The organism is Bradyrhizobium sp. HKCCYLS3070, assembly GCF_051167575.1.
GTDB lineage: Bacteria > Pseudomonadota > Alphaproteobacteria > Rhizobiales > Xanthobacteraceae > Bradyrhizobium.
The window spans coordinates 233,709-249,017 of record NZ_JBNPTI010000003.1; the positions used below are offsets into that span (position 1 = coordinate 233,709).

At 66.2% G+C, this 15,309-nt stretch carries 14 protein-coding genes; 8 read left to right on the top strand and 6 right to left on the bottom strand.

Features of this window, described 5'->3' with window-relative positions; translation table 11 throughout:
* Positions 1–195: 195 nt before the first annotated feature.
* Both ACQR03_RS13555 and ACQR03_RS13560 read right to left on the bottom strand, forming a co-directional pair.
* Complete coding sequence (locus ACQR03_RS13555; protein ID WP_316166332.1) at positions 196–2,478, bottom strand: xanthine dehydrogenase family protein molybdopterin-binding subunit; 2,283 nt, start codon at positions 2,476–2,478, stop codon at positions 196–198.
* Positions 2,475–2,963: a (2Fe-2S)-binding protein gene (locus tag ACQR03_RS13560; RefSeq protein WP_315715032.1), complete on the bottom strand. Its 489-nt coding sequence runs from the start codon at positions 2,961–2,963 to the stop codon at positions 2,475–2,477. Before ACQR03_RS13560 ends, ACQR03_RS13555 begins: the two co-directional genes overlap by 4 nt.
* Positions 2,964–3,261: 298 nt before the next feature.
* Between ACQR03_RS13560 and ACQR03_RS13565 the strand changes: the two genes are divergently transcribed.
* Both ACQR03_RS13565 and ACQR03_RS13570 read left to right on the top strand, forming a co-directional pair.
* Complete coding sequence (locus ACQR03_RS13565) at positions 3,262–3,576, top strand: hypothetical protein (RefSeq protein ID WP_410051220.1); 315 nt, start codon at positions 3,262–3,264, stop codon at positions 3,574–3,576.
* Positions 3,577–3,607: 31 nt separating this feature from the next.
* Complete coding sequence (locus tag ACQR03_RS13570; RefSeq protein WP_316186526.1) at positions 3,608–4,279, top strand: dienelactone hydrolase family protein; 672 nt, start codon at positions 3,608–3,610, stop codon at positions 4,277–4,279.
* A 99-nt stretch (positions 4,280–4,378) separates the two neighbouring features.
* Here ACQR03_RS13570 and ACQR03_RS13575 read toward each other — a convergent pair whose 3' ends face one another.
* From ACQR03_RS13575 to ACQR03_RS13585, 3 genes are all read right to left on the bottom strand, one after another.
* On the bottom strand, positions 4,379–5,095 hold the full coding sequence (locus ACQR03_RS13575; RefSeq protein WP_315715029.1) for a polysaccharide biosynthesis/export family protein: 717 nt from the start codon (positions 5,093–5,095) through the stop codon (positions 4,379–4,381).
* Between the two features lie 177 nt (positions 5,096–5,272).
* Positions 5,273–5,929: a peptide-methionine (S)-S-oxide reductase MsrA gene (gene msrA / locus ACQR03_RS13580; protein ID WP_315751818.1), complete on the bottom strand. Its 657-nt coding sequence runs from the start codon at positions 5,927–5,929 to the stop codon at positions 5,273–5,275.
* Positions 5,930–6,113: 184 nt separating this feature from the next.
* Positions 6,114–6,431: a hypothetical protein gene (locus tag ACQR03_RS13585; protein ID WP_315715027.1), complete on the bottom strand. Its 318-nt coding sequence runs from the start codon at positions 6,429–6,431 to the stop codon at positions 6,114–6,116.
* A gap of 358 nt (positions 6,432–6,789) precedes the next feature.
* Between ACQR03_RS13585 and rpsT the strand changes: the two genes are divergently transcribed.
* Complete coding sequence (rpsT, locus tag ACQR03_RS13590; protein ID WP_315715026.1) at positions 6,790–7,056, top strand: 30S ribosomal protein S20; 267 nt, start codon at positions 6,790–6,792, stop codon at positions 7,054–7,056.
* A 539-nt stretch (positions 7,057–7,595) separates the two neighbouring features.
* On the opposite strand, the gene ACQR03_RS13595 is transcribed toward rpsT, so the two are convergent.
* A complete protein-coding gene (locus ACQR03_RS13595) occupies positions 7,596–7,916 on the bottom strand; it encodes a hypothetical protein (protein ID WP_315715025.1) in 321 nt (106 codons plus the stop codon).
* A 490-nt stretch (positions 7,917–8,406) separates the two neighbouring features.
* Here ACQR03_RS13595 and dnaA point away from each other — a divergent pair, with 490 nt between their 5' ends.
* The 5 genes from dnaA to ACQR03_RS13620 all read left to right on the top strand — a co-directional run bounded on the left by dnaA (position 8,407) and on the right by ACQR03_RS13620 (position 15,106).
* Positions 8,407–9,846 (top strand): chromosomal replication initiator protein DnaA, encoded by a 1,440-nt coding sequence (gene dnaA / locus ACQR03_RS13600; RefSeq protein WP_315715023.1) that lies wholly within the window; start codon positions 8,407–8,409, stop codon positions 9,844–9,846.
* A gap of 311 nt (positions 9,847–10,157) precedes the next feature.
* Positions 10,158–11,276 (top strand): DNA polymerase III subunit beta, encoded by a 1,119-nt coding sequence (dnaN, locus tag ACQR03_RS13605; RefSeq protein WP_315751817.1) that lies wholly within the window; start codon positions 10,158–10,160, stop codon positions 11,274–11,276.
* A gap of 69 nt (positions 11,277–11,345) precedes the next feature.
* Positions 11,346–11,633, top strand: coding sequence for a GIY-YIG nuclease family protein (locus tag ACQR03_RS13610; RefSeq protein WP_315751816.1), 288 nt, complete (start codon positions 11,346–11,348; stop codon positions 11,631–11,633).
* Between the two features lie 63 nt (positions 11,634–11,696).
* Positions 11,697–12,833, top strand: coding sequence for a DNA replication/repair protein RecF (gene recF / locus ACQR03_RS13615; protein ID WP_315751815.1), 1,137 nt, complete (start codon positions 11,697–11,699; stop codon positions 12,831–12,833).
* A 131-nt stretch (positions 12,834–12,964) separates the two neighbouring features.
* Positions 12,965–15,106 (top strand): hypothetical protein, encoded by a 2,142-nt coding sequence (locus ACQR03_RS13620; RefSeq protein WP_315751814.1) that lies wholly within the window; start codon positions 12,965–12,967, stop codon positions 15,104–15,106.
* Positions 15,107–15,309: the final 203 nt, after the last annotated feature.

The following is a 15,309-nucleotide window of genomic DNA, read 5'->3' on the forward strand; positions in this document are numbered from 1 at the left end:
CTGCCCATGCAAGTTACCGGGATACGGGTTCGTCGCGGCTTAAGCCGATCATTCAAGCTGTATCGTTTCAGGTGAGCGAGACGTTAAGAGGATCATTCAAATCGTGCCGCGCGAGAACCTGACCGCAGCGCAAAAAAGACCCGCCGGAGACGAGCTCCGGCGGTTCCCAGATACAGGAATGGTCTCGCGACGACGCTAGGCCCTCATCGCCGCCTTGACCGCTGCGGCGGTGATCGGCAGCGAGCGCAACCGCGCGCCACAGGCGTTGTAGATGGCGTTGCCGAGCGCTGGCGCGACCACGGTCACCGCGGGCTCGCCGACGCCGGTCGCCTTCTCGCCATTGGCGATCACGGCGATCGCGACCTCCGGCACCTGGCTCATCCGCAGCGGCGTGTAGCTGTCGAAGTTGGTCTGCTCGATGCCGCCGTCTTTCAGCGTCGCCTTCTCGTACATCGCCAGCGACAGCCCCCACAGCGCCGCGCCCTCGACCTGGGCGCGGATGTTGTCGGGATGCACCTGGGTGCCGACATCGGTCGCCACGGTGAGCTTCTTCACCGTGACCGCGCCCGTGGGCGCAACCGCGACATGGGCGACGCACGCCGTCCAGCTCGCCGTGGCACGCTCCTGCGATGAAACGCAGGAGACGCCCATGCCTTCGCCTTGCGGGAGCTTCCTGGCGCCGTAGCCGGACAGGCCCATCGCTGCCAGCAGCGTGTTGCGCAATCGCTGCGCGCCGCCGTCGTTCTTGCCCTTGCCGTCGAGCAGCGCAATGCGGAACTGCGCCGGGTCCTGCCCCGAGGCCACCGCGATCTCGTCGATCATGCTCTCGACCGCCCAGAACGTCCAACCCGGCGCCACCGAACGGAGTTGTCCCGATGGCGTCGCATTATGCGCGAGTTCGTTCTTGATCGCGCGCACATGATGATTGGGCACGGTGTAGAAGAAGTCGGCGCCATTGACCGTGAACGAGTCGAGCGGGCCCTTCTTGTCGACCGAGGGCGACAGGAAGTCCGGGATGCCCCAGCGCGCCGTCGGCCAGGCCGAGACGACGTCATGGCTGAGCGCGATCAGCTTGCCGTTGCTGTCGAGCCCGGCCTTGACCTTCTGGTAAGTGAGCGGCCGCGAGTAGTCCATCGTCATGTCGTTCTCGCGCGAGTAGATCACCTTGACCGGCTTGCCGACCGCCTTGGCCGCCTGCACCGCCGGCACCATCATGTCAGCATCGAGCCTGCGGCCGAAGCCGCCGCCGAGCCAGGCCTGGTGCATCACGACGTATTTCGGATCGATCCCGGCCGCAGCCGCCGCGATCGCGCCGGAACGGGTCGCGAACTGATTGCCGGTGTAGATGTGCAGGATGTCACCCTTGAACTCGGCGGTCGCGTTCATCGGCTCCAGCGGCGCATGGATGTTGATGCTGGTGGTGTACTCCGCCTCCAGCACCTTGGCCGCGCCCGACATCGCTGCAACGGGATCGCCGTCCTTGACGAAGAACTGCCCGGCATCGTCCTGCGCCTGCAGCCGCATCGCCTCGGTGATGATGGTGTCGGTGCTGACATTGGCATAGGGGCCTTTGTCATAGCTGATCTTGAGCGCGTCCGCCGCCTTCCTGGCGTTGGCATAGGTGTTGGCGACCGCCACCACCCAGCCCGAGGTCGAGCCGGTCTTGTCGTCGAGCGTCACCGCCTTGATGAAGCCCGGCACCTTCTTGGCCTCGGAGTCGTCGACCGCCGTGACCGTCGCGCCGAAGCGCACCGGCGGCGTGACGACCTTGCCGTAGACCATGCCCGGCAGCATCGTATCGATGCCATATTTCGCCGTGCCGTTGGTCTTGGAGGGAATGTCGAGCTGCGGCACCGAGACGCCGATCATCGTGTACTGATCGGGCGTCTTCAGCGTCAGCGCCTTCAATTCGTCAGGCGTGAAGCTCTTGGTGATCTTGCCGCTCCTGACGATCTCGGCGTAGCTCATCTGCTTCTTGGACTTCGGATGCATCACGACGCCGTCGCGCACCACGAGTTCGTTGGCCGGCACGCCCATCGCGGTCGCAGCGGCTTCGGTGAGCGCGATGCGGCCCGCGGCGCCGGCGCGGCTCATGGCATCGAAGTTCATCATCGTGCTCCAGCTGCCGCCCGTGATCTGGGCGCCGAGCACGGGATCGTTGAACTTCGGATCGTTGGAGGCGAGCTGGACCCGCATGTCCTTCCAGGCCGCGCCGAGCTCCTCGCAGACGATCTGCGCCATGGTGGACGCAATGTGCTGGCCCATGTCGGCCTTGCCGCAGGTCACTGTGACCAGGCCATCCGGCGCGATCGCATACCAGACGCTGGGTTCGAAATTGGCCGGCGCCGCGGCCGCCAGTGCGCTGTCGGCGAGGCCGGCATAGCCGAGCACGAGGCCGGTGGCGGCGGTGCCGACCAGGAAGGAGCGGCGGCTGAGATCGGTCGCGACCGAGGAATTGGTTTTGACGTGCTGGTTCATGTCGCTCTCCGGTCGCTCGAGTTGGACGCGGTGCGCATTTCGGACGCGGCGCGCTGGATCGCCTTCTGAATCCGCGAATAGGTCATGCAGCGGCAGAGATTGCCGTCCATATGCGCGACGATCTCCTCCTTGGTCGGGCTCGTGGTCTTGGCGAGCAGCGTGGCCGCCTGCATGATCTGGCCGGACTGGCAGTAGCCGCATTGCGGCACCTGCTCGGCGATCCACGCCTTCTGCAAGGGATGATCGCCCTTCTGCGACAGCCCCTCGATGGTCGTGATCTTCTTGTTCGCGACGTCGCCGACCATGGTCTGGCACGAGCGCACGGCCTCGCCGTTGACATGCACGGTGCAGGCGCCGCACAGCCCGGCGCCGCAGCCGAACTTGGTGCCGGTCATCTGCAACTGCTCGCGGATGACCCATAGCAGCGGCGTGTCGTGCGCCGCGTCGACGGACATGGTCCGCCCGTTGATGGTGAGATTGGGCATTTGGTTTCTTCCCCGCCCGGCGTGCGACTTCGCTTACGGCGAAGTTCGGTTTTATCGATTCGCTGGGACCCACCGGATAGATGCCAGCCATCATAAGAATGATCGCGTTGCGACGGCGACGCAACGGGATTTGAACGCCGGCCTGCCACATGAAACGGCATTTGTGTTGTGCAGCGCGAACGATGCTGGGCTGGTGACGCCGGGCACGCTAAGAAGAGATGCAGCCAACGCCGACAGCGAAAGGAGATTTCGGCCCATGAGACCATCCGTACGCATGACGCTGTGCCTGGCTGCGGCCATGCTGCCGAGCCTGTCGGCCGTAAGCCCTGCTGCGGCGGGGCAGACGCTCGGCGTCGCCGACGCGCCTTTCACAGCGATGTTATCCAACGTCACGCCGCTTGCCTTCGGCATGGATGTCGGTGAGACATCGCGCGTGCTGGAGCAGCCGTTGATCTATCTGAACGGCGCGCCCGGCAACGAGACCTTTCTGGCACTGCGTAATCTCGGCGGCAGCGGACTGGTCCCGCACCATCACCGCCTCTACCTGAAGTTCCGCAGGGGACGGCTGACCGGCTGGAAAGAGGACTACGGCACCAACTGGATGTGGCGTTGACGCGCGCCTGACGACCGCAAGAGGACAGAACGTGGGACAAGATATCAAGCTGACGGCATCCGACGGCTTCCAGCTCGGCGCCTATCGCGCCGATCCGACGGGAACTGCAAAGGGCGCGCTGGTCGTCATCCAGGAGATCTTCGGTGTCAACCATCACATCCGCAACGTCTGCGACCGCCTCGCCGCCGCGGGTTACGTTGCCATCGCGCCGGCGATCTTCGACCGCGTCGAGCCCGGCTTCACCTCAGGCTATTCGCCCGACGAGATCGCGGTCGCGCGCAAGTTCGTCGCCAATCCGGATTGGGCGGCCTTTTTGCGCGACACCCAGGCCGCAATCGACGGCGTGAAGAATGTCGGGCCGGTCGGCATCATCGGTTTCTGCCTCGGCGGCAGCATCGCCTATGCGGCTGCGACCAAGCTGTCGGGCCTCCGCGCTGCCGTCGGCTATTACGGCGGCGCTGTCGCGCGGTTCGCCGACGACAAGCCGACGGTGCCGACCCAGCTACATTTCGGCGAGAAGGACGCGGGCATCCCCTTGCGCGACGTCGAGGCCATCAAGGCCAAGCGGCCGGACGTCGAGATCTTCGTCTATCCCGGCGCACAGCACGGCTTCGGTTGCGACGAGCGCGCCAGCTACGACCAGCCGAGCGCCGATCTCGCCTGGACGCGCAGCCTGGCGTTCTTTGCGCAGCACCTGCGCTGAACGTCCAACCACCGTCATTGCGGGGAGCCTCGCGTCACTCAGCGTCGGGTCGACGCAGGTGCTCAGGTAGGCGTTGAGCCGCAATCACTCGTGCGGAGATCAGAACCAGCGCTCGCCGACCTGGATGGTGTCGCCCGGCTTGAGCGAGGTGCCGAGCGGCACCTCGTAGCGCGCGGCTCCGGAAGCATCGGTGTGGGTCAGGGTGACGACGTCGCGCCGCGCCCGAGGCGAGAAGCCGCCGGCGATCGCGATCGCGCTCTCCACCGTCATATTGGGCACGTAGGGGTATTGGCCGGGCGCCTGCACCTCGCCGAGGATGAAGAACGGGCGATAGGCTTCGATCTCGACGGCCACCGAGGGCTCGCGGATGTAGCCGTTGCGCAGCTTGGCGGTGATCTCGGCAGCGAGGCCGGCGGTGGTGCGGCCGCGCGCCGGCACGCTGCCGATCAGCGGCATCGTGATCGATCCGGACGCATCGATCGCATAGGTGTTGGTCAGGCCCTCCTGGCCGTAGACGACGACGCGCAGCTTGTCGCCAGCGTCGAGATGATAGGCGGAGTCGCGGCGCGCCGGCGCATAGCCGGCGGGAACGACATAGGCGCCTGCGCCGGTGGCGGCAGCGAACGAGTTGCGCAGCGCCGGGATCGCCCCGCCCTGCCCGGTGGCGGCAACCGGGCCGGTGGAAGGCGTTCCATAGGCCATCGCGTCGAGATCGCTCTGCGGCTGGACGGCAGCGACGGGGGAGATCGTCTGCATGCAGCCCGACAACAGGATCGCGGACAGGACGGCAATGACCGGAACAAACAACGCGCGCACTCGAACAATCCTTGAATGAGGATGTGCGCTAGTCATGCGCGGTTAAGGTTAACAAACCGTTGGCGCGTGTAGTCCCCGTCGCAAGCGGGCGACGGTCAAAGCCGCCCGAAAAAATCCCCCTCCCACGGCGTGGGAGAGGGATCCAATGTTCACCGTGATCGGGCGCGCTCAGCCTGCCTATGCGCTCACGCCGACTCCGATCGGGCACGCGACGCCCGTTCCGCCCAGGCCGCAATATCCGGCCGGATTCTTGGCCAGGTACTGCTGATGATAATCCTCGGCGAAATAGAACGGCCCTGCCGGGACGATCTCCGTCGTAATCGCTCCGAGCCCCTTGGCGCGCAGCGCCGACTCGTAGGCCGTCTTCGACGCCTCGGCCGCCTCGCGCTGCGCGTCGCTGAACGTGTAGATCGCCGAGCGATATTGCGTGCCGACGTCGTTGCCCTGACGCATGCCCTGGGTCGGGTCGTGGCTCTCCCAGAACGTCTTCAGGAGGCGCTCGTAGGACATGATCTTGGGATCGAACACCACCAGCACGACTTCCGTGTGCGCCGTCTGCCCCGAGCACACCTCCTCGTAGGTCGGGTTTGGCGTATGGCCTCCGGCATAGCCGACGGCGGTGACGTGGATGCCGTCACCGAGCTGCCAGAACTTGCGCTCCGCGCCCCAGAAGCAGCCGAGCCCGAACACGGCCTGCTCGAGGCCGTCCGGATAGGGCGGCAACAGGCGGCGACCGTTGACGAAATGCGTCGCGGCGGTGGGGATCGGCTGGGCGCGGCCGGGCAGCGCCTCGGCGGCAGACGGCATGACAGGGGCTTTGCGCATGAAGAACATGGGATGTCTCCGCTCATGGCCAGCGCCCGCGGGACGGCCCACGGCGCGATGACCTCTTGTCAGGGGAATATATAGGGCTCTACGGGTCCGGCAGTAGCGCTGTTACGCCGCGCCAGCGGTTCCCGCGCCGCGCTGCCAGCGGAATCCAAGACAGCTGCCGGCGCGGCGAGACGAACAGCCGCGCTCAGTCGCGCCCGTAGCCGATGAGCGGCTTGCGCGGCCGGAACAGCAGCATCAGCAGGATTCCGAGCAGGCCAAGCACCGCAAACACTGGCTGGTCCAAAAATACCTTGACGATCCACTCCCACAGGAACGGGGCCTTGGCCTCGATCCAGGCCTTGAAGGCGGCCTGGCTCGCCTGGTGGACGTCGTTCCAGAGCTGGCCGAAACGGGTGAACTGCAGGGTCTGGTCGGCCACCCAGCGCGCGCCGTCATAGACCAGGAAGATGAAGCTTCCGGCCAGCAGCAACAGCCCTACCAGACGGAAAAAACCGCGGATCATGCCTCACCTGCCCTCTCTCGCTCGCCCTTGCGGGCAGCAAGGCCATAGCGGGGGCCCCGCAGAAATTCAACCTCGTCAGGGGCTTAGAACCGGGTTTTGGTCGATTCCGGCCGCCGCGGGCCGCTCCGAGACCGTTGACGCTCGGCAGGGCTGCCCCTATAAGGTCGCCATTGGCGGTGGGCGCAATCCCGCCGCCGCTGTTCTTTGAGCAGCGCCGATCCGCCGAGCACCCGCTCCGGTCATGGCATTCTCAGAGAGGCGTCCGAACAACCCACCGCGTCGATGGGGCCGCGTCAAGCGGGCCGCGCGCGTACCCGCAAGAGCGGCGACTGCTCGCCGCCGAAGGATATTTGAGAGCATGGCCAACACGACTTCCGCGAAGAAGGCGACGCGCAAGATTGCCCGCCGCACCATCATCAACAAGTCGCGCCGCACCCAGATGCGCGGCGCGGTTCGCTCCGTCGAGGACGCGATCAAGAAGGGCGATCGCGACGCCGCGCTGAAGGCGATGGCCAATGCCGAGCCGCAGCTGATGCGCGCCGCGCAGCGCAACATCATTCACAAGAACAACGCGAGCCGCAAAGTGTCGCGCCTCACGCATCAGATCGCCAAGCTCGCGAAGTGACGCTGACGATCGGCTGACGAACTATCAAGATGCAAACAGCCCGGCTCGCGCCGGGCTTTTCTTTTGTACCATCTTCAATTGCGCGTTCGGCTGTCGCGCATCCCTCCATCGCTCGCCGCGCCTTCTCCATTTGATGGTCACATCTTGATGGTGATATCGCATCGCGAATACGATCTTCGCGCGTGGTGGAACCCGCGCGATGTCGTGCGCGCCTGACACATGTTCCGTCGGAACTACACGAAGTTCCGTATTTTTACGCAGTGACAATATTGTCTCATCTGAAACAGCTGCGAATCTGCGCGCCGCGCTTGCGCATCGATGTCAAGAGCGCGCGATGCGCCGCTCACTTTGCGCACCGCGCATCGCGGGAGTTACCCGCTTCGAGCAATCGCGAAAAACATCGTTTCGAAAATGACTTAAGTGCATAGCGCGACCAAGTGATTGGAAAAGCGGGTGAGGCCGGTCGAAACATAAAAAAATTATGAAGAAATTTTGGGCAGACGATGTTGTTTGTCACATCCGAGATTCCTCGCGATGATTCAAAACGTTGCTTTCTTAACGCGCAACACCGCGTCGCAACCGCTGCGAAGACTCGTAACGCGTGCTCCGATCTTATGGATTGCGAGTCCTGACGCATCGTGTATTTCTTTAATCACTCGCGGCGCCCACGATCTTGAGACCAGCGCGGTTTTAGAAACGGGGCGGACGTGCAAATCGGCGGCGGTGTGCGCGTTGGCGACGCTTTCCAAAGCGATGGCCGGATCTGTACCCATAGCAATATGGGGAACGATCGAACTTTGTCGAAATTTCTCGGGCGCAGCATCATCGTTGCGCCGCTTTGAACAAGAGAAATACGACATCGGTCGACCCGGCTGGAGCTCGTGGCGGCTTCGCTCACCGAGTGGACAAGTTGGACGGGGATGTACGGCGGTGCGGCTGAATCTTGGGGTTCGGGCGCGGCGGCATTGGGATGACAACTTGCCGTGAGCAATCACGGCAGGGCGGGGAGGTTGCATGTTTTACGGACACATTGCGAGCACACACTATAGGCTGGTTCCGGACAACGCACCCTTGGCGGTCAACACTGAAGTGATCGACATCTCCAGCCCGGCCATTGCCAGCACGGCGATCGGCCCTCCCGCGTCCATCGCGCATCTGAGTATGCGCTGACCTCGCGGAGAAGCTTCTTCCACCAGCATTGATGGCCCGACGGCGTCCACGCCGAACGGCGAGCCATGTCTGGAGTTGAGCCTCCGCTCGAGGTCTCGCTGCGGCACACGTGTCCTTTCACGGGACGTCTGCCCGGCGATCACACGACACCACCACTCAATTCGAAAAGTTGCGACTGCCATGACAAATTCGGAACAGGAACGCTGGTCTCGCGTGAAGGGTCGGCTGCGCTCGACCGTCGGCGAGGACGTCTATACGAGCTGGTTCGCGCGGATGGACCTCGAAGCCGTCCAGGACGAAAGCGTTCATCTGTCGGTGCCGACGCGTTTCCTGAAGAGCTGGATCCAGGCGCATTATGCCGAGCGCGTGCTGTCGTGCTGGCAGGCCGAGATGCCGGAGGTGCACCGTATCGATCTGTCCGTTCGCACCGCGATGCGCTGCGCGGCGCCGGTCAAGGAAGCTCCCGTCGCCGTCGAAGCCCGCCGCGCCGAACGCAACGACGCCAGGCCGGCGACCAGCGCCGACGCGCGAACGGCGTCGGCTGCGGCTTCGCTCGCCACGAGCCATGATGCGCTCGGCGGCTCGCCGCTCGATCCGCGGCTGACCTTCGCCAGCTTCGTCGTCGGCCGCGCCAACACGCTGGCCCATGCGGCGGCGCGCCAGGTCGCCGACGGTCGCCGCGGCGATCCCGTGATGTTCAACCCGCTCTACATCCATGCCGGTGTCGGGCTGGGCAAGACGCATCTGCTGCAGGCCGTGACCTGGGCCGGCAACGCCGGCGGCGAACGGAAGGTGCTGTACCTCACCGCCGAGAAATTCATGTACGGCTTCGTCGCAGCGCTGAAATCGCAGACGGCGCTGGCCTTCAAGGAGGCGCTGCGCGGCATCGACGTGCTGGTGATCGACGACCTGCAGTTCCTGCAGGGCAAATCCACCCAGGCGGAGTTCTGTCATACGCTGAATGCGCTGATCGACGCGGGGCGTCAGGTTGTGATCGCAGCCGACCGGCCGCCGTCCGACCTCGAAAGTCTCGATGATCGCGTCCGCTCGCGGCTTGCCGGCGGCCTCGTCGTCGAGATGGCAACTTTGGGCGAGGATCTGCGCCTCGGCATTCTCAAGTCGCGCGTCGCGGCGGCCCGCGCCCATCATGCGAGCTTCGACGTGCCGGAGCCGGTGCTCGACTATCTCGCCCGCTCCATCACCCATAACGGCCGCGATCTCGAGGGCGCGATCAACCGCCTGCTGGCGCATTCCAAGCTCAACAACCAGCCGGTCACGCTCGACATGGCCGAGCGCGAGGTGCGTGACCTGGTGCGGCCGCAGGAACCGAAGCGCATCAAGATCGAGGACATCCAGCGCGTCGTGGCGCGGCAGTACAACGTCAGCCGCTCCGACCTCCTGTCGTCGCGCCGCACCGCCAACGTGGTGCGCCCGCGCCAGGTCGCGATGTACCTCGCCAAGACGCTGACCCTGCGCTCGCTGCCCGAGATCGGCCGCCGCTTCGGCGGGCGCGACCACACCACCGTGCTGCATGCGGTGCGCAAGATCGAGGCGCTCGTCGGCAAGGACGTCGCGCTGAACGACGAAGTCGAGTCGCTGAAGCGCCAGTTGCAGGATTAGAGGGCACGCACGGCCAGGGGAGCGGACAGAAGGTTCGCCCCCAGCCGGGCCGTTGTCCCGGCCGTTCGACGCTGTCCTCGGACGTCATGCTCGGCCCCCGCCTCCGGGTCACGGAAGAGCCTGCCGAAACATGGGAAATCGGCTCCGCATCCCTTGCGCTTGAGCCCCATCCGCGCCACTTTACGCCTCCCCCTCACGCTCCTGGACGCTGGCCAAGCGCCGTTCGGGCGCGAGGTGCCATCGGCCGCGGCGCTGCTATAGCCCGCCGGCATTCCAGGACAAGCTCAGTTGGAACGGGCGGGTATAATACAATGAAGGTGACCGTCGAACGCGCACAGCTCCTGAAGTCGCTGGGCCACGTCCATCGTGTGGTCGAGCGCCGCAACACCATCCCGATCCTGGGCAATGTGCTGGTGCGCGCCGAGAATGCCCGGCTGTCGCTGCGCGCGACCGATCTCGATCTCGAAGTGACGGAAACCCTGGCTGCCGAGACCGCCACCGCGGGCTCGACCACAGTTCCGGCGCACATGTTCTACGACATCGTCCGCAAGCTGCCGGACGGCTCGCAGATCGTGCTGGAGAGCGACGGCGAGCGCGCGGTGCTCGCGATCCGCGCCGGCCGCTCCAAGTTCACCTTGCAGACGCTGCCGGAGAGCGACTTCCCGGATCTCGCCGCAGGCGACATGACGCATGCGTTCGGGGTTCCCGCCAAGGACATCAAGAGCCTGATCGACCGCACGCAGTTCGCGATCTCCACCGAGGAGACGCGCTATTACCTGAACGGCATCTATCTGCACGCCGGCGGCACCGCCAAGCAGCCGACCTTGCGCGCCGTCGCCACCGACGGTCACCGCCTCGCCCAGGTCGACCTGCCGCAGCCGGCCGGCGCCGCCGAGATGCCCGGCGTGATCGTGCCGCGCAAGACCGTCGGCGAGGTGCAGCGGCTGATCGAGGACAATGACAGCGAGATCAGGATCGAGCTGTCGCAGGGCAAGATCCGCTTCACCTTGGGGCAGGTGGTGCTGACTTCGAAGCTGATCGACGGCACCTTCCCGGATTACGGCCGCGTCATTCCGCAGAACAACGACAAGGAGCTGGTCGTCGACAAGGCCGATTTCGCCGCCGCCGTCGACCGCGTCTCCACCATTTCCTCCGAGCGCGGCCGCGCCGTGAAGCTGGCGCTGGCGCCCGGCAAGCTGGTGCTGTCGGTGACCAATCCGGATTCCGGCAGCGCGACCGAAGAGCTCGAGGTTGAATACGCCGCCGACGCGCTCGATATCGGCTTCAACTCGCGCTATCTGCTCGACATCGCTGCCCAGATCGAGGGCGAGGTCGCCGTGCTCCGGCTCGCCGATCCAGGCTCGCCGACATTGATCCAGGACCGCGACAACAGGAATGCGCTGTACGTGCTGATGCCGATGCGGGTGTGAGGCGAGACTTCTGCGAGATCGAGTTTAACCCGTCATGGCCGGGCTTGACCCGGCCATCCATCCTTACAAATGGCCTACTGGGTTTACATCCTCGCGAGCAAGCCGGGCGGCACGCTGTATGTCGGCGTGACCAATGATCTCGTCCGGCGCGTCTATGAGCACCGCGAAGGTCTCGCCGAGAGCTTTACGCGCCGCTATGGCATCGAGCGCCTCGTCTATTTCGAGGCGCATGAGACGATCGCCGCAGCATTGCAGCGTGAGAAGAACATCAAGCACTGGTCACGCGAATGGAAGGTCGACTTGATCGTCGCAAACAATCCGGACTGGCGCGATCTCTATGATGAAATGGTCCGCTGACGCGGACGACGGATTGCCGGGTCAAGCCCGGCAATGACAGAACTGGGCTTGCAACTCCACCCCATGACCCCCTCCCGCATCCACCGTCTCGCGCTGACGCATTTTCGCAGCTATCGCGCTGCCAGCGTCAGCGTGCAGGCGGACATGGTCGCGCTGGTCGGGGCCAACGGCGCCGGCAAGACCAATTGCCTGGAGGCGATCTCGTTCTTCGCGCCGGGCCGCGGCCTGCGCCGTGCCACCCTGGAGGACGTCGCCGACAACCAGGGCGACGGGTCGTGGGCGGTCTCGGCGGAGGTCGAGGGCGCGCTGGGGCTGACGACCTTCGGCACCGGCATCGAGCCGCCGCGCAGCGATGCGAGCACAACACGCCGCTGCCGCATCGACCGCGAACCGGTCGGCTCGGCGGCCGCCTTCGGCGATCACATCCGCATGGTGTGGCTGACCCCTTCGATGGACGGCCTGTTCATGGGCGCGGCCTCGGAGCGGCGGCGCTTCTTCGACCGCCTGGTGCTCGCGATCGACAGCGAGCATTCGAGCCGGGTGTCGGCGCTGGAGCGCTCGCTGCGCTCGCGCAACCGGCTGCTCGAGGTCCGCAATTTCGACGATCATTGGTGTGACGCGATCGAGCGCGAGACCGCGGAGCTCGCGGTCGCCGTCGCCGCGAGCCGCGGCCAGACCGCGGTGAAGCTCGCCGCGATGCTGCGGCAGCGCGGACAAGCCTCGGCGTTCCCGTCCGCCGAGATCGCGCTCGACGGCTGGATGGAGAATGCGCTGCTGAGCGAGCCGGCCCTCGCCGTCGAGGACCGTTATCGCGCTGTCCTGCGCGACAATCGCGCGCGCGATGCCGCCGCCGGCCGCACGCTCGACGGTCCGCATCTCACCGATCTCCATGTCGTCTATGCGCCGAAGAGCATGCCGGCGCGCGACGCGTCGACCGGCGAGCAGAAGGCGCTGCTGATCGGCCTCATCCTTGCGCATGCGACCTTGGTCGCCGAAACCACCGGCATCGTGCCGATGCTGCTGCTCGACGAGATCGTCGCCCATCTCGATCCCGGCCGCCGCACCGCTTTGTTCGCCGAGCTCGGCACGCTCGGTGCCCAGGTATGGCTGACCGGCGCCGATCCCGCGGCGTTTGCCGAACTACGCGAGCTCGGCGAGATCTTCGACGTCGAGGCGGGGCGGATCAGCGCGCGGCGGTAGCTCATTCCGCCGTTGAACCTACCAGTTCGCCGGCTCGACTAGTTGTCGTTGGATGGCACGCCGGCGCCAACCGCTCTCCTCCAGCGCCCGAGGGCACAAGCGCCCCGAACTCGAAATCCCGGAGATCGATGATGTCAGAGCTTTGGCAGCAGGCCATCGCCGCGCCGCGGCTGAGTCGGTTTGCGTGCGGGCTGTTGCTGCTCGCGAGCTGTGCCGGACCTGCGCGCGCCGACGACGCCATCGTCGACGTCCACGCGCTGCCGCGGCTCGAGGGTGCGGTGGAAGACACGTCGCATCCCGATCGCTACCGCGCCATCTATCGTCTGCCGGCGCCTGTCGCAGCGGCCAATGCCGCCACGCAGCAGTTGCTCGGCGCCGACGGCTGGGTGCGCTATGTCAGGCCGCTCGAAGAGCGCAATCCGACGCTCAGCTACAAGAAGGACAAGCAGGGGCTCCTGGTCTTCTTCACAGGCAGCGCCGGCCGCGCCGGGCAGTCGGAGGTGACCTACTCGCCGCAGCGGATCTACGCCAATTTGCCGTTCCCCGATGGCGCTGCTGACATCGTGTTCGACGAGACGCGGCCTTATCTGTCATGCATCGCGCCGATGACGCTGGATGCGGCGCTGACCTTGTTCCGCAAGGAGATGTCCGCCCTCGGCTGGGAGCCGCTGACGGCCGAGGCCGCCGCGCGCTGGCCCAATGCCGATCTGGGCGAGACCGCGCCGGGCGGCGTGCGCGCCTTCTACGGCCATGACGACGGCGACGGTTATCGCCGGCAGAATCCGGTGATGCTGACGCTGACCCGGCGCGACGACGGCCGGACCCATGTCGAGATCCGGATCGCGCCATTCGCGCTACCCTCCACCCTCGAAGCCGGCGACGACCACGCCGGCCTGCCGATGCCGAAGCCGACCAAGTGGTCGCAAAGCCTCGGCAGCGCGGCCTCGTCGAGCCGCCAGGCCAATGGCGCCGTCATCGCCGAGCTGCCGGCCGTGCTCGCCTTCTACACGCGGCAGATCCCCGCGCGCGGCTGGCGGATCGAGACGGCCGGTCCGGGAACGCCGGACGAGGTCACGCTCAAGGTCGTCGCGCCCGAGGACAACGGGACCTTGAAGCTGTCCCGCAAGTACGATCTCACCATGGTCGAGCTATCGATGCGCACCACCGAAGCCGCCCTGGCCGCCCGCGCCAAGGCGAAGAAGGACGCCGACGACAGGTTCATGGCGGATGCCGCCGCGATGGCCAAGCAGGTGATCGCCGCCGACGAGGCGCGCCGCGCCGTGCAGGCCGGCGCCATGTCGGATGCGCCCGTGAAGCCGCTGGCCGGCAATCCGGCGCCGATCGCGCTGCCCGAGACCGCCGAGGCCGTGAGCTTCGATGGCGACCGGGGACAGCTCGCGTTCAAGTCGGCTTCGTCGGTGAAGACACTCGCCGGCTTCTTCCGTTCCACGTTGAAGACGGCCGGCTGGAAGGAGGCGCCGACCGTGATCGACAATCCGACCATGGCGCGCCTGGAGTTCTCGGCGAAGGGCAAGTCGGTGGCGTTCACGATCATGCAGATGGGCCCCAAGGTGAACGTCACGGCCGACGGCACCGGCCTGCTCGCCGCCGCCAGGCCTTCGGCCGCGGCCCGACCGGCCAAGGACGCGACGCCGCTCGAGGCCGATCCCGACTCGGCGCTGCCGGTGCCGAAGCAGCACAGCGCGACCGCGCTGTCGCGGTCCAGGGCGCCGGGAATGGACACGCCGCTGCGGCTGGAGCTGGAGGCCAGCGTCCCGGCCGAGCTCGGTGCCGTCACGGCCTTCTACCGCGCCGAGCTGACCAGGCTCGGCTGGCGGGAGAAGCCCGAGGACGCGCAGGCCAGCCCCGATCGGGTCCGGCTCACCTTTACCTCGTCGCAGGGACCCGCCGTGCTCACGCTCGGGCGCGCCAAAGGCGAGACCTCGGTCAACCTGGTGCAAAGGAATGCAGAAGCGGCGGCCAAGGCCGGCATCCTGCCGAAGCCTGGCCGGGCCAAGCTGATGCTCGGCAATATCGGCGACACCGACGCCGTGCTGACCATCAACGGGCAGACGATCAGGATCGCGGCCGGCACCGGCAGCCCGCAATCGCCCAAGGGCCCGCTGCTCGACCTGCCGCCAGGCAAGCACCGCTACGAGCTGAAGATCGCCCGCCGGCCCGCCGTGATCGACACGCTGGAGCTCGCCGCCGGCGATGCCTGGGGCCTCATGGTTGGCCCGGGTGGCACCGCCCTGCCGCTCCCGCTCTACTGAGGCGGCACCTGCCGCGTCACGCGTGACTCGTGCCCTGAATCGCACGCGAAAGCGCCCCGCTGCACGCCTCAAAACCAGCCGCGGGAATGGCCTGAATCCGGCTTTCGGAGGGGACGAAAACGACCCTCGCCAGGCCTTGAAAAACCGTTAAAAAGCGCTATCTCTTCAATGTCTTACGACGGGCCACTTTGCGCTAGGCGCGT